General features: G+C 58.6%; 24 protein-coding genes. 8 read left to right on the top strand and 16 right to left on the bottom strand.

Features of this window, described 5'->3' with window-relative positions; all coding sequences use genetic code 11:
* The first annotated feature begins 402 nt into the window (after positions 1 to 402).
* Positions 403 to 1131: a class I SAM-dependent methyltransferase gene (locus HV782_RS07640; RefSeq protein ID WP_186744558.1), complete on the top strand. Its 729-nt coding sequence runs from the start codon at positions 403 to 405 to the stop codon at positions 1129 to 1131.
* A gap of 224 nt (positions 1132 to 1355) precedes the next feature.
* Here the strand turns inward: HV782_RS07640 and tam are convergent, their stop codons facing one another.
* The gene (gene tam / locus HV782_RS07635) at positions 1356 to 2126 is read right to left on the bottom strand and encodes a trans-aconitate 2-methyltransferase (protein ID WP_123465414.1); all 771 of its coding nucleotides are present in this window, start codon (positions 2124 to 2126) and stop codon (positions 1356 to 1358) included.
* Between the two features lie 376 nt (positions 2127 to 2502).
* On the opposite strand from tam, the gene HV782_RS07630 reads away from it, so the two are divergent.
* A complete protein-coding gene (locus HV782_RS07630) occupies positions 2503 to 3006 on the top strand; it encodes an inclusion body family protein (RefSeq protein WP_123465412.1) in 504 nt (167 codons plus the stop codon).
* Between the two features lie 125 nt (positions 3007 to 3131).
* Positions 3132 to 3668, top strand: coding sequence for an AidA/PixA family protein (locus HV782_RS07625; RefSeq protein ID WP_186744556.1), 537 nt, complete (start codon positions 3132 to 3134; stop codon positions 3666 to 3668).
* Between the two features lie 38 nt (positions 3669 to 3706).
* Here the strand turns inward: HV782_RS07625 and HV782_RS07620 are convergent, their stop codons facing one another.
* On the bottom strand, positions 3707 to 4792 hold the full coding sequence (locus HV782_RS07620) for a type I restriction endonuclease (RefSeq protein WP_186744554.1): 1086 nt from the start codon (positions 4790 to 4792) through the stop codon (positions 3707 to 3709).
* 220 nt (positions 4793 to 5012) lie between these two features.
* On the opposite strand from HV782_RS07620, the gene HV782_RS07615 reads away from it, so the two are divergent.
* Positions 5013 to 5423 carry a low affinity iron permease family protein gene (locus HV782_RS07615; RefSeq protein WP_123465408.1) on the top strand — a complete coding sequence of 137 codons (411 nt, stop codon included), beginning with the start codon at positions 5013 to 5015 and terminating at the stop codon, positions 5421 to 5423.
* Between the two features lie 90 nt (positions 5424 to 5513).
* Here the strand turns inward: HV782_RS07615 and HV782_RS07610 are convergent, their stop codons facing one another.
* The 8 genes from HV782_RS07610 to yiaY all read right to left on the bottom strand — a co-directional run bounded on the left by HV782_RS07610 (position 5514) and on the right by yiaY (position 11973).
* Positions 5514 to 6029: a DUF4142 domain-containing protein gene (locus HV782_RS07610; protein WP_128614009.1), complete on the bottom strand. Its 516-nt coding sequence runs from the start codon at positions 6027 to 6029 to the stop codon at positions 5514 to 5516.
* 72 nt (positions 6030 to 6101) lie between these two features.
* Positions 6102 to 6260, bottom strand: coding sequence for a KGG domain-containing protein (locus tag HV782_RS07605; protein ID WP_003222499.1), 159 nt, complete (start codon positions 6258 to 6260; stop codon positions 6102 to 6104).
* A gap of 117 nt (positions 6261 to 6377) precedes the next feature.
* Positions 6378 to 7727, bottom strand: a complete 1350-nt coding sequence (locus tag HV782_RS07600; RefSeq protein WP_186744552.1) for a sensor domain-containing protein — start codon at positions 7725 to 7727, stop codon at positions 6378 to 6380.
* 79 nt (positions 7728 to 7806) lie between these two features.
* A complete protein-coding gene (locus HV782_RS07595) occupies positions 7807 to 8445 on the bottom strand; it encodes a LysE family translocator (RefSeq protein WP_123465402.1) in 639 nt (212 codons plus the stop codon).
* 61 nt (positions 8446 to 8506) lie between these two features.
* Positions 8507 to 8923 (bottom strand): fosfomycin resistance glutathione transferase, encoded by a 417-nt coding sequence (gene fos, locus HV782_RS07590; RefSeq protein ID WP_186744542.1) that lies wholly within the window; start codon positions 8921 to 8923, stop codon positions 8507 to 8509.
* 4 nt (positions 8924 to 8927) lie between these two features.
* Positions 8928 to 9644, bottom strand: a complete 717-nt coding sequence (locus HV782_RS07585) for a PA3715 family protein (protein ID WP_186744540.1) — start codon at positions 9642 to 9644, stop codon at positions 8928 to 8930.
* A 35-nt stretch (positions 9645 to 9679) separates the two neighbouring features.
* Positions 9680 to 10414 (bottom strand): PA3715 family protein, encoded by a 735-nt coding sequence (locus tag HV782_RS07580; RefSeq protein WP_186744538.1) that lies wholly within the window; start codon positions 10412 to 10414, stop codon positions 9680 to 9682.
* A gap of 410 nt (positions 10415 to 10824) precedes the next feature.
* Positions 10825 to 11973 (bottom strand): L-threonine dehydrogenase, encoded by a 1149-nt coding sequence (gene yiaY, locus HV782_RS07575; protein ID WP_123465394.1) that lies wholly within the window; start codon positions 11971 to 11973, stop codon positions 10825 to 10827.
* Positions 11974 to 12127: 154 nt separating this feature from the next.
* Here yiaY and HV782_RS07570 point away from each other — a divergent pair, with 154 nt between their 5' ends.
* The gene (locus HV782_RS07570; RefSeq protein WP_186744536.1) at positions 12128 to 13147 is read left to right on the top strand and encodes a DUF4917 family protein; all 1020 of its coding nucleotides are present in this window, start codon (positions 12128 to 12130) and stop codon (positions 13145 to 13147) included.
* A 102-nt stretch (positions 13148 to 13249) separates the two neighbouring features.
* Here HV782_RS07570 and HV782_RS07565 read toward each other — a convergent pair whose 3' ends face one another.
* Complete coding sequence (locus HV782_RS07565) at positions 13250 to 13792, bottom strand: helix-turn-helix domain-containing protein (RefSeq protein WP_186744534.1); 543 nt, start codon at positions 13790 to 13792, stop codon at positions 13250 to 13252.
* A gap of 106 nt (positions 13793 to 13898) precedes the next feature.
* On the opposite strand from HV782_RS07565, the gene HV782_RS07560 reads away from it, so the two are divergent.
* Together HV782_RS07560 and HV782_RS07555 are read left to right on the top strand one after the other, a co-directional pair.
* On the top strand, positions 13899 to 14681 hold the full coding sequence (locus tag HV782_RS07560) for an aldolase (RefSeq protein WP_123465388.1): 783 nt from the start codon (positions 13899 to 13901) through the stop codon (positions 14679 to 14681).
* A 22-nt stretch (positions 14682 to 14703) separates the two neighbouring features.
* Complete coding sequence (locus HV782_RS07555; protein WP_185015796.1) at positions 14704 to 15588, top strand: dihydrodipicolinate synthase family protein; 885 nt, start codon at positions 14704 to 14706, stop codon at positions 15586 to 15588.
* Positions 15589 to 15724: 136 nt separating this feature from the next.
* Here HV782_RS07555 and HV782_RS07550 read toward each other — a convergent pair whose 3' ends face one another.
* From HV782_RS07550 to HV782_RS07540, 3 genes are all read right to left on the bottom strand, one after another.
* The gene (locus HV782_RS07550) at positions 15725 to 16069 is read right to left on the bottom strand and encodes a YegP family protein (RefSeq protein WP_186744532.1); all 345 of its coding nucleotides are present in this window, start codon (positions 16067 to 16069) and stop codon (positions 15725 to 15727) included.
* A gap of 188 nt (positions 16070 to 16257) precedes the next feature.
* Entirely contained in the window at positions 16258 to 16563 is a 306-nt protein-coding gene (locus HV782_RS07545) for a ribbon-helix-helix domain-containing protein (RefSeq protein ID WP_186744530.1), read from the bottom strand.
* A gap of 13 nt (positions 16564 to 16576) precedes the next feature.
* Positions 16577 to 17158, bottom strand: coding sequence for a DJ-1/PfpI family protein (locus HV782_RS07540; RefSeq protein WP_123465380.1), 582 nt, complete (start codon positions 17156 to 17158; stop codon positions 16577 to 16579).
* A gap of 291 nt (positions 17159 to 17449) precedes the next feature.
* On the opposite strand from HV782_RS07540, the gene HV782_RS07535 reads away from it, so the two are divergent.
* Complete coding sequence (locus HV782_RS07535; RefSeq protein WP_186744528.1) at positions 17450 to 18355, top strand: DMT family transporter; 906 nt, start codon at positions 17450 to 17452, stop codon at positions 18353 to 18355.
* Between the two features lie 46 nt (positions 18356 to 18401).
* Here the strand turns inward: HV782_RS07535 and HV782_RS07530 are convergent, their stop codons facing one another.
* Together HV782_RS07530 and HV782_RS07525 are read right to left on the bottom strand one after the other, a co-directional pair.
* Positions 18402 to 19619: a class I SAM-dependent methyltransferase gene (locus tag HV782_RS07530; protein ID WP_186744526.1), complete on the bottom strand. Its 1218-nt coding sequence runs from the start codon at positions 19617 to 19619 to the stop codon at positions 18402 to 18404.
* A 284-nt stretch (positions 19620 to 19903) separates the two neighbouring features.
* Positions 19904 to 20521, bottom strand: coding sequence for a TPM domain-containing protein (locus HV782_RS07525; protein WP_186744524.1), 618 nt, complete (start codon positions 20519 to 20521; stop codon positions 19904 to 19906).
* Positions 20522 to 20547 lie beyond the last annotated feature (26 nt).

Below are 20547 nucleotides of genomic sequence, written 5' to 3'. Positions count from 1 at the left end.
CTTGATGCCCCTAGCTAGTTTGATCTCGATGTAGCCCTGCCCTCCGTTCGAAGGCAGACAAAAATGCATTACTCGCAAATGGATTGGATGCCAGAAATCATCCCTCTACCCGCTTCACTCAAACATTGGTCTCACGTCGTGATTTTTTGACGGGGAATGAAGGCACAGCAAAAACGCGCATAAAGAACCGATTTTTTGTGTCCGGGGATTGAGGTTGGCGCTTCACATTACAGATCCACAACACTCCACCGGTTTTCACCTCCCGCCCAACCGACTAGCATTTCTCCATCACCCACCACCCTCCCCCTGCGCGGCCATCGACGAATACGCGCCATCACTTTCGAGGGATTCCAATCGCGGCCACTTTGCCGCTGACGATCGAACTCAAAAGAGCACTTCACCATGACGCAAAACATTTACGACGATCCCGAATTCTTTCAGGGCTATAGCCAGATGAATCGCTCCATCGGCGGCCTCGACGCGGCGCCGGAGTGGCCGGTGCTCAAGGCATTGCTGCTTTCCATGCATGGTTTGAACGTGGTGGATCTGGGCTGCGGCTATGGCTGGTTCAGCCGTTGGGCGGTCGAGCATGGCGCGGCCAGTGTGTTGGCGCTGGATGTTTCGGAGAAGATGCTGGAGCGCGCGCGTGCGACCACGACGGCGGCGAACATTCGCTATGAGCGCGCCGATCTGGAACAGCTCGACTTGCCCGCCTGCAGTTTCGATCTGGCTTACAGCTCACTGGCGCTGCATTACATCAAGGATTTGCCGGGGCTGTTTGCGCATCTATACGCGGCACTGAAACCGGGTTCGCATTTTGTGTTTTCCATTGAGCATCCAATCTTTATGGCACCGCGTAATCCGGGCTGGTTGATTGATGCTGAAGGTAACAAGCGTTGGCCGCTGGACAGCTATCAGATGGAAGGAGAACGGGTGACAAACTGGTTGGCCGAGGGAGTGATCAAGCAGCATAGGACGGTAGGAACGCTGCTGAATTCGTTGATCGATGCAGGGTTCGCCATTCGCCATGTCAATGAATGGGGCCCGAGCGATGCAGAGGTGGCGGCGCAACCGGCGCTGGCGGAAGAGCGGGAGCGGCCGATGATGATGCTGGTGGCGGTGCAGCGCTGAGCGGGTTTACAACTTGAGAAGCCCCCTCACCCTAACCCTCTCCCAAAGGGAGAGGGGACTGACCGCGGTGCCAGTACGAGCTACGCCGACGTGCGAAATCGAGGCGAACTCAGGTTTTGGAAACAACACCACTCGGCTCCCTCTCCCTCGGGAGAGGGCTGGGGTGAGGGGCCTGTCCGAAAGTGCAGCCAAAATCTCAAGCCGGACAACAGTCCGAATTGATTTTATCGGGTCGCGACGATAAACAACCTGGGAAACGGCAACAACACCGAGCCATCCGCCAACGCCGGATAAGCCCGCTCAACCTCCGCCAGATACTGCTCCAGGTACTGCGTCTTTTCCTCTTCGGTCAGCGGACTCAAAAACGGAATCAAGCCGCTGCCCTTGAACCACTCCACCACCCCCGCCGCCCCGCCAGACAGCTGATGGTGATAGGTCGTGCGCCACACATCGACCCGCGCACAGTGCGGTCGCAGCATGGAGAAGTAATCGCTCGCACTCGCCATGTCGGTGCGTTGCCCCGCTGCGCCGCTGAGCTTGCTCGCCCACGGGCCATTCGCAGCGACTTCACGCATCAAGCGGTGGGACGGCTCGTTGAGGTTGTCCGGCATCTGGATCGCCAGACTGCCACCGGCCGACAACTTGCCGGCGAGTGCCGGTAACAATGTTGCGTGATCCGGCAGCCACTGCAGCACGGCGTTGGCAAAGATCACATCGTAAGGGCCGACATCGGCCCATTTATCAATGTGCGCGACGTCGAACTGCAACTGCGGCAAGCGCTTGCGCGCGGCCTCGATCATGTCGGAGGAACTGTCCAGGCCGCTGACCGTGGCTTGCGCAAAACGCTGCACCAGCAGTTCTGTCGAGTTACCGGGACCGCAGCCGATATCGACCACCGTTCGTGCCTGTGCCGTTGGAATCGCCGCCAGCAGATCGCGGGCCGGGCGGGTGCGTTCGTCTTCGAAAGCGACGTATTGTCTGGCGGACCAACTCATTGCGTTCTCCTGTCGGGGGCATGGCAGCGGTTCGTCACGATACAGGCAGCGCAGCGGGCAGTTCCACAGCGACTGATTGCAAACGATGTCAGATCACCGCACCGGCTTATCGCCGACCGATTGGTCGTTATGAATGCTGCGACCGTCCGTCGAGTCGCATAAAAGCGATTTTGACAGCTAAAAAAACAAACCTATAGTCAAGTGGCGGCAATCGGAAGGAACCCGATCAGACGATTTCGTGCAAGGAGCACGGCCTGCTCATCTCTCGTGACCGGTGGGTTCCCCCCAGTAGTGTGCTCGCAAACGCCATACGGCAAGCAAGCGTCGTCGTGCCTGGACTGCGGGCCGGCGTTCACTATGAAAAAGGAGCATTACCATGTCTCGAGTGACAGATATTCTGGTTTCCATCGACACCGAAACCATTCTGAAAAAGTATCCAAACATCAGCAAGGACCCGAAAAATCCGACGCTGATCGATTGGAAACATGTGTACATGGTTACCAATCAGGACAACGTCGTCAGCGGTCAGGCCGGTGGCGAACTGGATCTCAAGGCGCAGGTCGGCGACCTGATCCGCTGGCGTGAAACCAGTCTGTCGCAGAGCTTCGAACAGGCGGTGATCTTCTACAAATTCATTGGCAACGCCGGCGCCGACCTGATCTCCCCACCCTCGCCACGCAAGGCCAGCGCCTGTGTGGCGGTGCCGAACACCAGCAATCCATCCGTGCCGAGCTGCCAGAAAGTCGATAACCATTACTGGTCATCCGAGACCCTGGACTGCGGTCGCGTGACCTATCACTTCCACTTCCTGATCGTTGACCGCAACTGCCAGATCATCGGCTGCTGCTCGTGGGACCCATTCATCTCGATCCACAACTGATGATGCGTCGAGCCCCTTGGCAACGAGGGGCTTTACCGATCCGTCGCCGCCCCGGCCGGAACAGGATGCGTTGCCTTGACCGAAGCGGCTGTCGCCTTGAGCCACCATCATGAAAGGAATCCATGATGACCAGCGAACCGATCCGTTCCCCCTCATCCGGCGCCACCAGCGCACAAAATGTGCTGCTGATCGTCGATGCCGAATCCGTGCTTTCCCGGTATCCGAATCCCAGTCTGGACGCTGCTGCGCCGACAAGCATTGCCGACGGCTTCATCTTTTTCGCCACGGGTGATAACTCGAAAAAAATAGTCACAAATGACAGTAAATTAACGATTACGGTGGACATTGATCGTGACCTGCATGTGCGCGCAAGATCCGTCAGCCTGATCGCTGAACACAGCATTGTCATGTACGCCCTGACCGCTGATGGCGACGCCTTGTCCGATCCGCGGCTGGAGGTCCACACCAACCTGACGGTGCCCGCCCCCAATCCGGACAACCCGGCTGAACCGGGCAGCAAGAACGCCGATGATCACCTCTGGATCTGCACACCGAAAAACAGCGGCACTGCCCACTGCCACTTGAGCTTCATGCTGGTCAATCAACAGTGTGAGGCCGTGGGGTATTTCGATTGGTCGACGAAAATAGAAATCACAAAATGACCTATAAAAAAACCGGCCTCCTGGGCCGGTTCTCTCAATCAATCGTAAAAGCCGACTGTCTTCTTCAAATGCTCTGAATACTCATAAATGTCGTCAACCGAACTAATCGGGTGTCGCGTTTCGTTCTTTTCTTCATCAAAGATACCAATATATTTCTGAGAGCGATTGAAGTGTAAGCGACAGATCGGCTTACGATTATTGTCATCCAGCAAGATGCCAAAATAACTTTGAGTATCACGTTGAACAATTCGCTTGGCGTCAACCACTGATCTGACTAGGGCACGGACAATGTGATAACCCTCAAGCTCTTCCAGCGTTGTCAGCACCTTATCGTCTGATTCGTCTCGTGGATCAACTGGGTCAGTTCCAGTTGAAGCCGATGGCAAGGACGCCAACGCGGGCTGGATTGCACCACTCATTGCAGATTTTAGGCGATCGTTTATCTGATCGTTCAAAAACTGCACTACGGCTTTCCTCGTCAACTCATGAAACTGTTCACGTACCTTTTGCGTAATCACGCCGTCGTACACACGAGAAGCGAAAACCTTGACGAAGTCATCGTCCGGCTTGCTGACCTGCGCCGCGATCACCTTCTTTATCTGGCTGACATATTTCAATTCGCCAGCCGCGTTGATGATTGAGTCAACATCAAAAGCCGACTTCGTCAATTTGACCAACTCGGGCACCGAGTATTCATCAATATCTAGAAGGTCCAACTCCAGGAATGGCTTTTCATCCATTTTGTTAGGCGCATCCAAGTCCGTAAAAAACTTGTAGACCTGACCATTGGTAAGGATGGAGATGCGGGCACTGGTCACGTGAAAGTAGCGAAACAGCTGAGAGGCATGATTGATATGCAGTGGCTCACCGATCTTTTTGCACTCGATCAGAATCTGAACCTCTCCTTCCTTCATGATGGCGTAATCAATTTTTTCGCCTTTCTTCGTACCAATGTCACAGACAAACTCGGGGGTCACCTCAGTCGGGTCAAAAACGTCGTAGCCCAGAACAGTGCTGATAAAAGGCATGACAAAAGCATTTTTCGTTGCTTCTTCCGTCTGGATGGCAGCGCTTTGCAACCGGACTTTGGCGGCTAGGCTGGCTAACTTTTCGAAGAATTCCATGAGTGGCCTCTTGCGTTGTTGTCTATCCGTGTTGTGCGCTAATGGCAGTTTGATTGCCACTTGATACTAGACACAAACCAGCACAATGAAAGTTTCGCCTCCATGCGCAGCGAAACGCTGACGAACTCACAACGTTTATCTCAGAGCTAAGGCTGCAAGTAGAATTTTCATCCCGCCGTCACTGTCTGAATTTCAGGCATTCCTTATGAGGAACACGGCAATGAAATTCGCGAAAATCTCCCAGAAGCTCGCCCTGTGGGCCGGTAGCCCCAAGACGTTTATGGGGGCGCTGATCCTGATTGGACTGTGGGGCTTGAGTGGGCCGATTTTTCATTACAACGACACCTGGCAACTGATCATCAATACCTCGACGACCATCATCACCTTTCTGATGGTGTTCCTGATCCAGAACACCCAAAACCGCGACACCGACATCCTGCATTTGAAGATCGACGAATTGCTGTTGGTGACCAAAGAGGCGCAGAACGCGATGCTCGGGCTGGAGGCGCTGGATTTGAAGCAACTGGAAGCGCTGCGCAGGCATTACCGTGCGTTGGGCGAAGGGGAAGTGTTCAATCTTGAGGGGCTGGGCGAGAAGAGCAAGTCGAAACAGGATCTGAATGAGTGTTGATGGTCAGATAAAAGCAAAAAATCGCAGCCTTCGGCAGCTCCAGCAGAAAGAGTGCCGGAGCTGCCGAGTGCTGCGATCTTTATATCTTGATCAACGGCTGGCCTGTAATTGGCGAGCCATTTGCAAATGGCTTTGCAGCTTGGGTAACGTTTCATCCGCGAAGGCTTTGATTTCCGGCACGTCAGTGTTTTGTGCCTCCTGCTGAATCTGCTCGATGGCCTCTTCAGTGGCTTTGACCTGGCTGGCGGCATAGGCCTGATCGAAAGAAGGGCCGTCGGTCACCTGCGGCATCAATTCCTTGGCCTTGTCTGCGAGTTCTTCACGGGGCGCCACCGGCAGATCAAGCTTCTTGGCGATTTTCGCCAGGTGCTGATTGGCCGTGGTGCGATCGTTGATCACGACGATGGTGTAGTCCTTGACCTCTTTCGATTCGGCCTTGCTGTGGGCCAGACGGCTGGCCTCGATGTCGGCCATGCCTTTGGCGGAGGCATCGTTGATGAAATCGGTGGGCGACTGGGCAAAAACGCCAGTGGCACACACGCTCAACAGCAGGCCCGACACAGGTGCAAAAACAGCGTTACGTATACGGGTGGCCATCCGGCTCATGGTCGCGCCCTCCTTCATTCGAAATTCAAGCGGGAGCTTACGCCCCCGCCTCTCAATCAAAACAACCTTCACTTACTTCGATTTTTGAGCGGGTTTGCGGCCCATTTCGGTTTTCGCAGGCTCTTTATCGACGGTCGTGGTGGTGGTTTTCCCACCTTTGCGACCGGCTTCAGACGCCTTCGTTCGATCGTTAGCGAAGTTTCCCGAGTTCGAGTTTCTTGAATTAGGCATGATTCTCTACCTCTTGGTATTGATCGTCGCGAGCAACTGCCCACCTGAATTGAGAATTTTCTGGGCGGCAAAGGTTTAGAAAAGTTGCCGATGTCGCGACGAACGGCGCGCCGCCGATCAGATATCCAGCGCCCGATGGTTCAAGCGTTTCGCCGTGTACATGGCCTGATCGGCGTGGCGAAACAGTTGTTGTTCTTCACTGCCGTGTTCCGGGTAACGGGCGACACCGATGCTCGGTTCGATGTGCAGGTTGTGACCGTCCAGACGCATCGGTTGTACCAGCACCTGGCGGATTTTTTGCGCCACGCTGTCGGCATCTTCCGCGACGTGAACGCTGTGCAGCAGCACGATGAACTCATCGCCACCGATGCGCGCGACGGTATCAGTCTCGCGCACGCACCCCTTCAACCGGTTGGCCACGGTTTGCAACAGCATGTCGCCAACGGCGTGACCAAAGGTGTCATTGACCTGCTTGAAGCGATCCAGATCGACATACAGCAGCGCCATGTTGCCCGACGCTTCCCGTGCGCTGGTCAGCGCAGATTTGAGGCGATCCCGGAGCAATTCGCGATTGGGCAACTGCGTCAGTTGGTCGTACTGCGCCATGCGTTTGAGCCGTGCATGCAATTGCTGGCGCTCGATGGCAGTCGCGACCTGGGCACAGACGTATTGCAGCAGTTCCTTGTCCTGTTCGGTGTAGCGCTCGCCGCCGGGCAGGCTCTTTACGATCAGTGCGCCGATGGTGCCGTTTTTCGAGTGCAACGGCACGCCGAGCCAGCAGGGTGAATCCTGCCCGGCCACCAGCGCGGCGAATTCGGGAGAGGCATCGGGACTGTCCGGTGTCAGCAGGATCGGTTGACCGCTGCGGATCACTTGCGTGCACAGACGTCCGGTGACCGTGCCCGGTTGCTCGGGCTGCAATTCGTGGTCATCGACGTGGTAAGGGAAATTCAGCTTGGCGCAATGTTCGTCGTACAGCGCCACGGAGAAGTTCAGCGCCGGTAGCCATTCGCCAATGATCAGGTGAATGCGCTTGAACAGCGCCAGCAAATCCTCTGCCACGTGCGCCGCCTCCGAGATCGCATACAACGCCGCCTGCCGGGATTCGGCCTGCTTGCGTTCGGTGATGTCGCGGGCCACGGCAATGCGCAGTTGATCGACTTCCGACCAGCGTGCCGACCAGAGGATATGGGCGATGCTGCCATCCTTGCGCACGTAGCGGTTTTCGAAGTTGTGTTTGGGGTCGCCACCCATGATTTCATGGGCGGCGGCCAGGGTGCGCTGACGGTCGGCCGGGTGCACTAGTTCGATCATTTGCCGGCCGATCAGCTCTTCAGGTGTGTAACCGAAGATCCGCTCGCAAGCAGCACTGACAAAAACGAAACGGCCCTGCTTGTCGACCGCGCAAACGGCATCCAGCAATAAATCAATAAAACTCGCCAACGGCGCGGAATTTCGGCTTTCCATGGTTCAGCGTGGGTGTCCGGGTAATGCAGCACTGATCAACCATCCGTGACCTCTTGATTGCGCATCCCTGCACACACCTTCAAGCCTTGTTCGGCATCAGCCCCGGCAGCGCATGCATCAGCGCGTTGATGGCGAAACCGATGAACATCACGCCACACAACCGCGTGATCAGCAATTCGTGACGCTGATACAGCCTCCGCACGCGCTGCGCGCCGACCACGCCAATCAGGATCGCGTAGGCCAGCAGTCCGCCGAGGAAGCTCAGGGCGATCAGCGTCGGCAGCATCGACCAGCTCAGCAATTCAGCGCGGCTCGACAGCAGCGCGGTGAACGTCGCGACTGCCACTGGGTACGCCTTGGGATTGGTCAGACCGAACACAATACCGTGCCAGAACGGCTGGCGCGCCGCGCCTTGCGGTTCGTCACCGCTGCGACGCTGAGCACGCACTGCACGCCAGCCAAGCCAGAACAGGTACAAACCGCTGAGCACGCCGAGCACATCGAACGCAGTGCTGCCGATTTCCCGGGCGCCGACAATGGCGATCAGCGCGGTGCTGCACCAGACCACATCGCCGAGCAGATGCCCGCAGAGAAAACCGGCCCCGGCCCGCCGTCCGTGGGCCGCGCCAATACCGAACACCGCCAGCACGCCAGGACCCGGCGTGATGCCATAGATGAAACCCGAGGCCAGCACGGCCAGTAACAACGATGGAGTCATGGAAAACCTGCACGGGGCCATTACACGTGGTGGCCAGTCTATAACAGACAAATGTGTCTGATCATGACTCGTCGTAAAAACGCATGCCGGTGTACGGTTTGAACCGACACGCTGCCAGTCGCGAGGCCAGATCACCGACGTGGACTTCGAGCTTGTGGCCATCAGGATCGAGAAAGTAGAACGATGCACCTTCGCTGCGGTTGTCCCGCCATTGCTGCACGTTGGCCGCTTTTAGCCGCTGGACGAAGTGCGGAAAATCCACCTCGCCGAGGCTGAACGCGTAATGGGTGTAATCGACGGCGGGCGCGGACAGGCGCTGCGGATCGAGTGACAGACACAACCACAGCCCCGGCAGCGACAGGTAGGCACCGGCGTCCCATGTCGCTTCGACGCGCAGTTGCAGCAGCTCGTGATAAAACGCCAGGCTGCGATCCACATCGCTGACCGCCAGGGTCAGGTGGTTGAGGCCGGTGAGCATCGGTTCAGTAACCTCTGAGGTCTTCGGGGACGATGTATTGCTGGCCGTCGTAGGTCAGGGTGATCTGTTGGCTTTTCAGGTGGGTGGTTTTCGACACGCACTGGCTGGCGGATCGGGTGTTCTTCATTTTTGTGCCACGGGTGGTGACGATCAGGTCGGCGAAACCATGATGACTCGACGGGCCGACCTCGAGCGTCCTGCGGATTTCCCGGGTATAGCCTTCGCAGTCGTTGGTGAATTCACCGTTGTTCTTGTACACGACGAGGCCTTCGAGTACCGGACGCAATTCATCCCCCTCACGCACATACAACGCCAGATCGGTTTTCTCATAGGGAATGGCATGGGAACTGTGCACGAACTTGGCGCGCAGGCCAAAGGCCCGAACCTCCGGCGCCAGGCGATAGCGAGCGGTGTCGATGCGCAGATCATCAAAGCGCACCGCATCGGAGTTGAAGGCCCCCGGTTTGCGATAAGTGGCGATGGGCTTGGCGTTACTGGCATTGACGATCGACAGGTCCAGGTCGAATACCCCGGCATCATCGCCGCCGGAATCGGCAAGGTAGGTGGATTTCACCGAGATCGCCTGACTCGGGAAGGCCGGCCAGACGTTGCAGCGCGACATGGATGTGCCGTCGAAACTCTGGGTGGTGCAGGCGGCGTTGACCTGAGTACTAACGGCCAGAAAACTGAAGGCAATAAGAAGTCTGGTGGGTGTCAGCATGGTTCTTCCTTGAAAAGAGAGGGGTTGCGGGCGCGTCAGATGCCCTTGAAATCTGCAGGTATGACGTAAGCCTTGCCGTCATAGCGAAGCGTGGTCAGCACCGGCTTGTTGGTCGTCGTTTTCAGCTCGCAGGTTTCGGCGGTTCCCTCGCCAGCCACGCCCGTTGTGACGGACTTGACGATGAGGTCGGCATAGCCGTGAGAGCTGGTTTTAGCCATTTCGAGGGTGCGAACCGTGGTTGCACGCTCGCCGGCGCAGTTGCCGTCCCACTCACCACTGAAACCGTAAACCACCAACCGATCCAGCACCGGGCGCAGATGCCTGCCCTCTTTGACATAGAGGGTCAGCCACGTTTCATCCATAGGATTGACGCGCGAAGAACCTTTGAAACTGACCCGCACACCAAACGCCCGAAGCTCAGGGCTGAGTTTGTAGCGCGCCGTGTCGAGTTCCAGCCCCTGCAAGGCAATGGCATCGGAGACAAAAGCAGATCGCTTGTAGTAATCGGCCAGCATCTCGTTATCTGTACTCGACCTGATCGAGACCACAAGATCGTAAGTCCCGCTGGTATCGTCATTTCCGGCGGTGCCATCCGACTCAAGCTTCGTCGCGGCGTTCAGGGTCTGGCCTGGATACGCCGGCCATTCCTTACAGACCGAATACCCTGCAACATCCCCTTGCTGCGGAGGCAGACATTCCGCCAACGCAGCTTCCGTGATCAACCCTCCACACAGCGCTAAGCAGCCGATCCATCCAGACTTCACTGGCACTTCCCGCTCCTTGATAATGTTTCAGCCGCGCACTATCCCCTCCTCAATCCTGCGATTCAAGCCGTTCAACGCTTGTGCCACGTCAGCACGAACGTGAACGACGATATCTCCAACGGCGACGGCACCACGATCCATGCCCGCCGCTCGCTCTCACGCACGCGTGCCACACGTGTTGGAGACGTTGCTCCACTGGAGGGGGGGGGGTGTTGATTCAGATTGGCGGGGGCGAGAGGAATGTGGTGGCTGTTGGCCGATGTGAGAATCCTTGATTTTGTGGTGTTGGCGAAGCCGTCTTCACGAGCAAGCCCACTTCCCGGGGGATTTGCAAACAACACAGATCCAATGCGGGAGCGGGCTTGCTCGCGAAGGGGGCAGTCAGGTCAGCTCATCAAGATCGGCACGCTACCGACTCAAAACGCGTTGCGGAAAATTTCCTCGATCTGCCGCTGATCCGCCGCCCGCGGGTTGGTCAGGCCACATGCGTCTTTCAAGGCATTGGTGGCAAGCACCGGAATGTCGTTGAGTTTGGCGCCGAGCTCACGCAGGCCACCTGGAATATCGACATCTCTGGCCAGGCAACGGATCGCGTTGATCGCCGCTTGCGCGCCCTCCTCCGGGCTGAAGCCGCGAATGTCCGCGCCCATGGCATGGGCAACATCGGTCAGACGATCGGCACACACCAGCGCATTGAACGTCTGCACGTGGGGCAGCAGCACGGCGTTGCACACACCGTGAGGCAAGTCGTAGAAACCGCCCAATTGATGCGCCATCGCGTGCACATAGCCGAGGGACGCATTGTTGAAGGCCATGCCGGCAAGGAACTGTGCATACGCCATGTTCTCCCGCGCGGCGAGGTCACTGCCGTCGCGCACGGCCAGGCGCAGATTGTTGCTGATCAGGGTCATGGCCTTCAGCGCGCAGGCGTCGGTGATCGGGTTGGCGGCGGTCGACACGTAGGCTTCGATGGCGTGGGTCAAGGCGTCCATGCCGGTGGCGGCAGTCAGGCCTTTGGGCATGGCGACCATCAGTTCAGGGTCGTTGACCGACAGCAGCGGTGTGACGTTACGGTCGACGATGGCCATTTTCACGTGACGCGATTCGTCAGTGATGATGCAAAAGCGGGTCATCTCACTGGCCGTGCCGGCGGTGGTGTTGATGGCGATCAGCGGCAGTTGCGGCTTGCTCGATTGGTCGACGCCTTCGTAGTCGCGGATCTGCCCGCCGTTGGTCGCACACAGGGCGATGCCCTTGGCGCAGTCGTGCGGCGAACCGCCGCCCAGCGATACAACGAAATCGCAGCGACTTTCCTTGAGCAGCGCCAGCCCGGACTCGACGTTAGCGATGCTCGGGTTCGGTTTGGCGCCGTCGAAGATCACCGAGTCGATGTCCTGCATCGCCAGTTTTTCGGCGACCATCGTCGCCACACCGGCCTTGGCCAGCCCCGCGTCAGTGACGATCAGCGCCTTGCGGAAACCGTAATTGCGAATCGCAATCATGGCCTCGTCGAGGCATCCGTTGCCCATGATGTTTACGGCCGGAATGAAAAATGTGCTGCTCATGCGCGTCTCCTGACTGAGGCCGAATCGACTGCTCCGATACGGCGGATGTGCACAGGATCGACCGATCGGTCACGGCCGATGTTGATCTGGCTCAATGCCCGCTCGTGATAAAGTCGCCGCCCATCAGCCCCTAAGTTTTGAGATGTGCCAAGCAATGAGCGATTTTCTGGATGTCGACGCGACCCTCGAAGACTGGAACGCCCTGCGCGCCACCAACGACTTCACAGGCTTGCTGGTGGGCAACGGTGCCAGCCGCGCGGTGTGGGACGACTTCGGCTACGACTCGCTGTTCGAAAACGCCCGCAGCGTGGAAGAGAAACCGCTGAGCCCGTCGGAACTGAGCGTGTTCGACGCGATGCAGACGCGCAGCTTCGAGCAGGTACTCGGCGCGCTGAAAACCACCAGCCGGGTGAACAAGGCGCTGGCCGTCAGCTCGGCGGCACCGCGCAACCGCTACTACGCGATCAAGGAAGCGCTGATCAATACCGTGCACGCGGTGCACATTCCGTGGCGGCTGGTGCAGGCCTCAACCCTGGCGACGCTCAACGAAGAACTGGCGCGTTATCGCACGGTGTTCACCACCAACTACGACTTGCTCAATTACTGGGCGCTGCAACACAACAATGAGGCCATAGACGACCTGTTCAACGGCCCCGATGCCAGTTTCGACCTGAGCGAAAGCAGCAGTGAAAAGCCGCGCCTGCTGTACCTGCACGGCGGTCTGCACCTGGTGCGTAATCAGGACGGCACTGCGCGCAAACTGACCTCGACCGAAGGCACCCTGCTCGGCAGTTTTGCGATCAACAACACGATCAAGACGCTGGACGACGTGCCGCTGTTCGTCAACGAAGGGCCGAGCGCGGACAAGCTCAAGACCATCCGCAGTTCGGATTATCTGTCGTTCTGCTATGAGCAGTTGCTGGGGCATGGCGACAGTCTGTGCATCTTTGGCCATGCCCTGGGTGAACAGGACGCCCACATCGTGCGCGCCTTGCGGTTGGCGAAACCGAAGACCGTGGCGATCTCGATTTATCCGCGCAGTGTGGCGTTCATTCAGCATCAGAAGCGGCATTACGCGAAGGTGTTCGAGGGCACGGGCGTTGAGTTGCGTTTTTTTGATGCCAAGAGCCATGCACTCGGCAGCCCGAAACTGTCGGTGCCAGTCGAAGTTTAGTGGCGAGGCTACCGACGCCATCGCGAGCAGGCTCACTTCTACAAGGGATCGCATTTCAACTGTAGGAGTGAGCCAGCTCGCGATAGCTTTAGCCCAATCAACTCATTCTTCGGTGCTGTGCACCACCACCAGCAACTGCGCCTGCACCTCGCCCACCGAGCGGATCCGGTGTGGCTTCTGTGCATTGAAGTGCAGCGCATCGCCACGCTCGAGCAGCACCTTCTCGTTCATGAAATCGACTTCCACCTGCCCTTCGTGGACGAACAGAAACTCCTCGCCCACATGCTCCTTGAAGGTCTTGTCGGTGAATTCCTTCGCCGGGTAAATGATGAACGGCAGCAGGTTGCGTTCGCTGACCTGATGCGCCAGCACCGCATACCCGGGGCTCTGATCGTTGGCCGCGAGGGACTGGCGTTCGTGGCTGCGCACCAGGCTGTAGCTGTCGAGGCTGACGCTGTCCTCGGAGAACAATTCCTCGACCTTCACGTTCAGCGCTTTCGCCAGTTTCAGCGCGGCAGCGATCGACGGCGTGTTCAACCCGCGCTCGACTTTTGACAGGTAACTCTTGGTCATGCCGGATTTTTCGGCCAGCGCCTCAAGTGTCACCCCAAGTTTTTTTCTCAATAATTTCAAACGGATAGACATGCGCAGCGGTTATTCCAGCAAGGAAGCGACGATTTATACTTGCCAATGACACTTTGTGTCATATAGCCTCTTTCGTGTCATTTGCTCTCACCCAAAGGACACACACATGGCCAAGACATTAGCACTACCCAAAGAACAACTGGTCAAGCAAGCGCTGACCCAGATGCAAAAAAGCCTGGCTGATAATACGTGGACTGACCGGCAAAAGCTGGCACTGACCTGCCGGATTCTATTCGAGAATGGCCACGACTCCGGTCTGGCCGGACAAATCACCGCCCGTGGTCCACAGCCCGGCACCTATTACACTCAGCAACTGGGCCTGGGGTTCGATGAAATCACCGCGAGCAATCTGCTGCTGGTCAATGAAGACCTGGAAGTCCTCGAAGGGCACGGCATGGCCAACCCGGCCAACCGTTTCCACAGCTGGGTGTACCGCGCCCGGCCAGACGTGAACTGCATCATCCACACCCACCCGGCGCACATTGCCGCGCTGTCGATGCTGGAAGTGCCGCTGCAGATTTCCCACATGGACCTGTGCCCGCTGTACGACGACTGCGCGTTTCTCGAAAGTTGGCCGGGCGTGCCGGTGGGCAATGAAGAAGGTGAGCTGATTGCCGGCGCGCTGGGCGACAAGCGCGCGATTCTGCTTTCGCACCACGGCCAGTTGTCGACCGGCACCACGATCGAAGAAGCCTGTGTCATCGCCCAACTGATCGAACGCGCCGCCAGGCTGCAACTGCTGGCGATGGCGGCCGGCACCATCAAACCGATCATTCCGGCGCTGGGCCGCGAGGCCCATGACTGGGTGTCGAAACCCAAACGCCACGCCGCCGCTTTCAACTATTACGCCCGGCAGAACCTGCGCCAGCACGCCGATTGCCTGAACTGATTTCAGCTTTTTCCGGAGACTCATCATGTCCAACATTCACGGCATCATCGGCTACACCATCACCCCGTTCGGCGCCAACGGTGAAGGCCTCGACCTGCCGGCGCTCGGCCAGTCTATCAATCGCCTGATCGACAGCGGCGTCCACGCCATCGCCCCGCTGGGCAGCACCGGCGAAGGCGCCTACCTGAGCGACGCCGAGTGGGATCAGGTTGCCGAGTTCAGCATCAAACACGTGGCCAAACGGCTGCCGACCATCGTCAGCGTGTCCGACCTGACCACCGCCAAAGCCATACGCCGTGCACGCTTCGCCGAAGCCCACGGCGCCGACGTGGTGATGGTGCTGCCAGCCTCGTACTGGAAGCTCAGCGAAGCGGAAATCCTTGCGCACTACCGCGCCATCGGCGACAGCATCGGCGTGCCGATCATGCTCTACAACAACCCGGCCACCAGCGGCACCGACATGTCGGTGGAACTGATTCTGCGCATCGTCAACGAGGTGGAAAACGTGACCATGGTCAAGGAGAGCACCGGCGACATCCAGCGCATGCATAAGCTGCAACTGCTCGGCGACGCTCAGGTGCCCTTCTACAACGGCTGCAATCCGCTGGCGCTGGAAGCGTTTGCCGCTGGAGCCAAGGGTTGGTGCACCGCCGCACCGAACCTGATCCCCCAGCTCAATCTGGATTTATACGCGGCGTCGCTGGCCGGTGATCTGGAACGGGCACGCGAGTTGTTCTACCGCCAGTTGCCGCTGCTGGACTTCATCTTGAAGGGTGGTTTACCGGCGACGATCAAGGCCGGGTTGCGCGAGACAGGGCTGGAGGTTGGCGATCCGCGCTTGCCAGTGTTTGCGTTGAGCGAGGCGGGGCGAGGTCAGCTGCAAGCGATCCTCGAGACCCTGCGTTGATCTCACACACACAATTACCTGTGGGAGCGGGCTTGCCAGCGATAGCGGTGTATCAGTCAACATCAATGCTGAATGATAGGCCCTCATCGCGGGCAAGCCCGCTCCCACAGGAGCTGTGTGAAATTTGAGAGCGAATTCAGAGCACTGGCAAGGTCTTGTCCTTGACCGTTTTGCTCGGCCCGTTGGCCTTGACGCTGGCGATGCCTTTGGCGCACGCAGCGTCATTGGTGTACGACTCGCTGCTGCCAATGATCTGATGGTTGGCAGCCTTGAGGTTGAAGTACGGATGGCCATCCCTGGTGGTCTTTTTCTCGTAGCGCTCGTCCAGCGGACTGTTGGTCTGCACCGCAGCAATGCCGTTATCGGCGGCCGCACGGGTGGTGTAGAGCTCGCTGGTGAGAATGGTTTCGGCGTTGGCGGCCTTCAGCACAAACCTGAACTGACCGTTGCTGCTTTTGCTCACTTCGTACCATCCGGACATGCTCGATTCTCCTTGGCGGTTGAGAGGTTCCGCGCTTCGAAGTAAAGACCAGCCTCAGACTTCTGTCGCCTGAAGCGGCGCCTTCGCGAGCAAGCTCGCTCCCACAAGGTTCTTCAGCGAACACAAAATTTGTGAGCACCAGAGAAAACTGTGGGGGTTTGCCCGCGATGGGGTCAACTCGGTCAGGGCTATTTCACCAGCGCCCGCACCACCGACAACTCCGGCGCACTCACCCGCCGCTGACTCAGATACCGCGTACAACTCACCCGCAGGAACGAGGCGAAATTCACCACTTCGCCGCGATAGTCCATCACCTCTTCATACAGCTTGGCGATCAGTTGATTGGTGGTCATGCCGTCAACTTCGGCGATTTCGCTGAGGATGTCCCAGAACTGGTTTTCCAGGCGCAGCGTCGTCACCACGCCGCGGATGCGCAGCGAGCGCGAGCGGGATTCGTAGAGAATCGGATCGGCCTTGACGTAGAGCTCGCACATGGACGAATCCTCGTTACAGGGTAATTTTGGTGCCAAGCAAGCCGAGGAAACCGGCCAGCCAGTTCGGATGCGCCGGCCAGGCCGGTGCAGTGGCCAGATTGCCTTGAACGTGGCCGTCCGTCACCGGGATGTCGATGTACGTACCACCGGCCAGGCGCACTTCCGGGGCACAGGCCGGATAGGCGCTGCACTCGCGCCCTTCGAGAACGCCCGCCGCCGCCAGCAATTGCGCACCGTGGCAGACCGCCGCAATCGGCTTGCCGGCCTTGTCGAAGGCGCGCACCAGTTCGAGGACTTTTTCGTTCAGGCGCAGGTATTCCGGCGCACGACCGCCGGGGATCAGCAGGGCGTCGTAGTCGGCTTCGGCGACCTTGGCAAAGTCGAAGTTGAGGGCGAACAGGTGACCGGGTTTCTCGCTGTAGGTCTGATCGCCTTCGAAGTCATGGATCGCGGTGCGCACGGTCTTGCCGGCGGCTTTGTCCGGGCACACGGCGTGCACGGTATGCCCGACCATTTGCAGGGCCTGGAACGGCACCATCACTTCGTAGTCTTCGACGTAATCGCCGACCAGCATCAGAATTTTTTTCGCGGCCATGGGGAGGACTCCTCTGGGAAATGCCTGGGAGTATTCAAGGTAGACCTTATCCGTTCGGGCGGGTAACAACCGGCTACTACCGAGTTGACTTCATCGCTGGCAAGCCAGCTCCCACAGGTTCTGTGTCGATCACCCATTTGGCGCTCAACTCGGACACTGTGGGAGCTGGCTTGCCAGCGATGGCAAACTCGAACTGTACGCCTAAGTCTGTGCCTAGCTGTAACAGCCAGAAGTCCACGGTTTATGGCTTTATGAGGGGCGTTCCCTGCCACCCTCAATTTCGGTCTTCCTATGTCTTCGCGCGAAAACACCGGCATGGCCCTCGGCCTGCTCGGGGTTGTGATTTTCAGCCTCACCCTGCCCTTCACCCGGATCGTGGTGCAGGAACTGCATCCATTGCTCAATGGCCTGGGGCGGGCGTTGTTCGCGGCAATCCCGGCAGCGTTGCTGTTGTTGTGGCGCCGGGAAAAATGGCCGACCTGGCAGCAGATCAAAGGCCTGAGCCTGGTGATCGCCGGGGTGATCCTCGGCTTCCCGGTGTTGTCGGCGTGGGCCATGCAGACCTTGCCGGCGTCCCATGGCGCACTGGTCAATGGTTTGCAGCCGCTGTGCGTGGCGCTGTATGCGGCGTGGCTGTCCCATGAACGGCCGTCGAAAGCCTTCTGGGCCTGCGCCGCGCTGGGCAGTGCGCTGGTGCTCGGTTACGCGCTGTACACCGGTGCCGGCAGCATTCAGGCCGGGGACCTGTTGATGCTCGGCGCAATTGCCGTGGGTGGCCTGGGGTATGCCGAGGGTGGGCGACTGGCGAAGGAGATGGGCGGCTGGCAGGTGATCTGCTGGGCGCTGGTGCTGTCGACGCCGCTGCTGATCGGGCCGGTGCTGTACCTGGCGCTGCAACATCACGGCGCAGTGTCGGCCAGGACCTGGTGGGCTTTTGGCTACGTCGCGCTGTTCTCGCAGTTTCTCGGGTTCTTCGCCTGGTACGCCGGGCTGGCGATGGGCGGGATTGCGCGGGTCAGTCAGATCCAGTTGCTGCAGATTTTCTTCACCATCGCGTTTTCAGCGTTGTTCTTTGGCGAACAGGTGGAGCCGATCACCTGGGTATTTGCCTGCGGGGTAATTGCGACGGTGATGCTCGGTCGCAAGACCGTCATCAAGCCCCATGTGGGAGCGAGCGCGCTCGCGAAGGCCGACTGACCATCACAATGATGTCGCGAGCAGGCTTGCTTCCACAGGATCCAGGTCAGGCCAGGTAACCGTCTGCGCGCAGCAAGGTTTCCAGGCAGTGCTCGCTGATGTTGTAGAAGTCTTTCAACGCCTGAATCTTCACCAACAACTGAGCCGGGTCCAGCGGCTCGGCGCGTTTCACCGCCAGAATCATCTTGTTCTTGTTGGTGTGTTCCAGCGAGATGAACTCGAACACCTTGGTCTCGTAACCACAGGCTTCGAGGAACAGCGCGCGCAAGCTGTCAGTGACCATTTCCGCCTGCTGTCCGAGGTGCAGACCGTATTGCAGCATCGGTTTGAGCAGTGCCGGGCTCTGGATCTGCAGACGAATCTGCTTGTGGCAGCACGGCGAGCACATGATGATCGAGGCACCCGAGCGGATGCCGGTGTGGATCGCGTAATCGGTGGCGATGTCGCAGGCATGCAGGGCGATCATCACGTCCAGCTCGCTCGGCGCCACGCTGCGCACGTCACCGCACTTGAACACCAGCCCCGGGTGTTCCAGCTTCACAGCGGCGGCGTTGCACAGGTTGACCATTTCCTCGCGCAATTCGACGCCGGTGACTTCGCCTTCGGCCTTGAGCGTGTTGCGCAGGTAATCGTGGATGGCAAACGTCAGGTAACCCTTGCCCGAACCGAAGTCCGCCACCCGCACCGGTTTGTCCAGCGCCAGCGGTGACGAGGTCAGGGCGTGGCTGAACACTTCGATGAACTTGTTGATCTGCTTCCACTTGCGCGACATCGCCGGGATCAGCTCATGTTGCGCGTTGGTCACGCCGAGGTCCTTGAGGAACGGTCGACTGAGCTCCAGAAAACGGTTTTTCTCGCGGTTGTGCTCGGCGGACGGCGCTTCACGCAATTGCTGAGGTTTGCTCTTGAACAGCGAAGACTTGCCCTTTTTGCTGTATTCGAGCTGGGCTTCGTCGGTCACGGTCAGCAAATGCGCATTTTTGAACGCGGCCGGCAGCAGCTCGGCAATCACCGCCACGCCTTCGCTCAGCGCCAGATTCTTGGTGATGTCACGGGTCTTGTAGCGATAGACGAACGACAGGTTCGGCTGGGCCTTGACCGTCACCGCTTTGATGATGATCCGCTGCAGATCTGCCTCTTCGCCCACGTACTTGGCCAGCACCAGTTTGATGAAGCCGTTCTGTTCGAGGCTGGTTTGCAGCAGTTCGATGAACTGGGCGTGGTGATCGGGCGCAGGCTTGATGGACGGGGCGGTAACGGACATGAAAAAGCGGCCTCGGACGGGCGAAATCGGGAATGGCAGGTATTTTAGGGGGGATGGGGATTGGGGACACGCTCTTATTTGCCGAACGGTTGGTTAAAGCGGCCCTCACCCTAGCCCTCTCCCAGAGGTAGAGGGGACTGATTGGGGGATATTGACGAGATACACCGACTTGAACGATTTGCCTTGAATCCATAATCCACACGGTTTTTCAGGTCGATGTCGAGCGCAAGACACCTCGGTCGGCCCCCTCTCCCTCCGGGAGAGGGCTGGGGTGAGGGTTTGTCTCACCCCAGCACAATCAACCGATTCGGCAACTCATTCCTCACCTGCGTCACCGGCACATGCACTTTCAGCAATTCCCCACACGCTTCGATACAGGTGACAAACCCCTCCAGCGTGCGCCCTTGCCTGACCTGCTCGGTAAACGCCGCAACAATCAAATCCCAGCTCTTGTTGTCCAGCCGCCGGGAAATGCCCTCGTCCACCAGAATCTCCACGTAACGCTCGGCCTCGCAGACAAAGATCAGCATCCCGGTGCTGCCGACGGTGTGGTGCAGGTTCTGTTCGAGAAATTGCCGCCGCGCCAGGTTCGATGCACGCCAGTGGCGCACGCGGCGCGGGACTAGGTGAGTGGTGACTTTCGGCAGGCGAAACAGCAGGCACAGGACAATGAACAGCCCCCACTGCACCAGTAACAGACTGCGCATGGTCAACCAGCCCGTCAGGTAGTGGACGATGCCTGGCACCAGCAACGCCAGCAGACTGGCCCACAGCAACGGGATGTACGCATAGTCGTCGGCGCGGGCTGCCAGCACCGTCACCAGTTCGGCGTCAGTGTCGCGTTCGACCCGGGCGATCGCCTCGGCGACTTTGCGCTGTTCGTGTTCAGTCAGTAATGCCATGTCGAAAGTGCCTGCTCATTATTCTT

Origin of the sequence: Pseudomonas monsensis, assembly GCF_014268495.2 — a bacterium.
GTDB lineage: Bacteria > Pseudomonadota > Gammaproteobacteria > Pseudomonadales > Pseudomonadaceae > Aquipseudomonas > Aquipseudomonas monsensis.
This window is presented reverse-complemented; position numbering and strand designations above follow the sequence as displayed.

What these genes read in the sequence shown, in the direction of transcription:
- HV782_RS07605 (WP_003222499.1), bottom strand. Translation starts at nt 6,260, where the DNA reads ATGCCTAATTCAAGAAACTCGAACTCGGGAAACTTCGCTAACGATCGA.
- HV782_RS07610 (WP_128614009.1), bottom strand. Translation starts at nt 6,029, where the DNA reads ATGAGCCGGATGGCCACCCGTATACGTAACGCTGTTTTTGCACCTGTG.
- HV782_RS07570 (WP_186744536.1), top strand. Translation starts at nt 12,128, where the DNA reads ATGAGCGATTTTCTGGATGTCGACGCGACCCTCGAAGACTGGAACGCC.
- HV782_RS07550 (WP_186744532.1), bottom strand. Translation starts at nt 16,069, where the DNA reads ATGTCCGGATGGTACGAAGTGAGCAAAAGCAGCAACGGTCAGTTCAGG.
- HV782_RS07540 (WP_123465380.1), bottom strand. Translation starts at nt 17,158, where the DNA reads ATGGCCGCGAAAAAAATTCTGATGCTGGTCGGCGATTACGTCGAAGAC.
- HV782_RS07630 (WP_123465412.1), top strand. Translation starts at nt 2,503, where the DNA reads ATGTCTCGAGTGACAGATATTCTGGTTTCCATCGACACCGAAACCATT.
- HV782_RS07615 (WP_123465408.1), top strand. Translation starts at nt 5,013, where the DNA reads ATGAAATTCGCGAAAATCTCCCAGAAGCTCGCCCTGTGGGCCGGTAGC.
- HV782_RS07595 (WP_123465402.1), bottom strand. Translation starts at nt 8,445, where the DNA reads ATGACTCCATCGTTGTTACTGGCCGTGCTGGCCTCGGGTTTCATCTAT.
- HV782_RS07535 (WP_186744528.1), top strand. Translation starts at nt 17,450, where the DNA reads ATGTCTTCGCGCGAAAACACCGGCATGGCCCTCGGCCTGCTCGGGGTT.
- HV782_RS07530 (WP_186744526.1), bottom strand. Translation starts at nt 19,619, where the DNA reads ATGTCCGTTACCGCCCCGTCCATCAAGCCTGCGCCCGATCACCACGCC.
- tam (WP_123465414.1), bottom strand. Translation starts at nt 2,126, where the DNA reads ATGAGTTGGTCCGCCAGACAATACGTCGCTTTCGAAGACGAACGCACC.
- HV782_RS07620 (WP_186744554.1), bottom strand. Translation starts at nt 4,792, where the DNA reads ATGGAATTCTTCGAAAAGTTAGCCAGCCTAGCCGCCAAAGTCCGGTTG.
- HV782_RS07640 (WP_186744558.1), top strand. Translation starts at nt 403, where the DNA reads ATGACGCAAAACATTTACGACGATCCCGAATTCTTTCAGGGCTATAGC.
- HV782_RS07560 (WP_123465388.1), top strand. Translation starts at nt 13,899, where the DNA reads ATGGCCAAGACATTAGCACTACCCAAAGAACAACTGGTCAAGCAAGCG.
- HV782_RS07565 (WP_186744534.1), bottom strand. Translation starts at nt 13,792, where the DNA reads ATGTCTATCCGTTTGAAATTATTGAGAAAAAAACTTGGGGTGACACTT.
- fos (WP_186744542.1), bottom strand. Translation starts at nt 8,923, where the DNA reads ATGCTCACCGGCCTCAACCACCTGACCCTGGCGGTCAGCGATGTGGAT.
- yiaY (WP_123465394.1), bottom strand. Translation starts at nt 11,973, where the DNA reads ATGAGCAGCACATTTTTCATTCCGGCCGTAAACATCATGGGCAACGGA.
- HV782_RS07525 (WP_186744524.1), bottom strand. Translation starts at nt 20,521, where the DNA reads ATGGCATTACTGACTGAACACGAACAGCGCAAAGTCGCCGAGGCGATC.
- HV782_RS07545 (WP_186744530.1), bottom strand. Translation starts at nt 16,563, where the DNA reads ATGTGCGAGCTCTACGTCAAGGCCGATCCGATTCTCTACGAATCCCGC.
- HV782_RS07625 (WP_186744556.1), top strand. Translation starts at nt 3,132, where the DNA reads ATGACCAGCGAACCGATCCGTTCCCCCTCATCCGGCGCCACCAGCGCA.
- HV782_RS07600 (WP_186744552.1), bottom strand. Translation starts at nt 7,727, where the DNA reads ATGGAAAGCCGAAATTCCGCGCCGTTGGCGAGTTTTATTGATTTATTG.
- HV782_RS07585 (WP_186744540.1), bottom strand. Translation starts at nt 9,644, where the DNA reads ATGCTGACACCCACCAGACTTCTTATTGCCTTCAGTTTTCTGGCCGTT.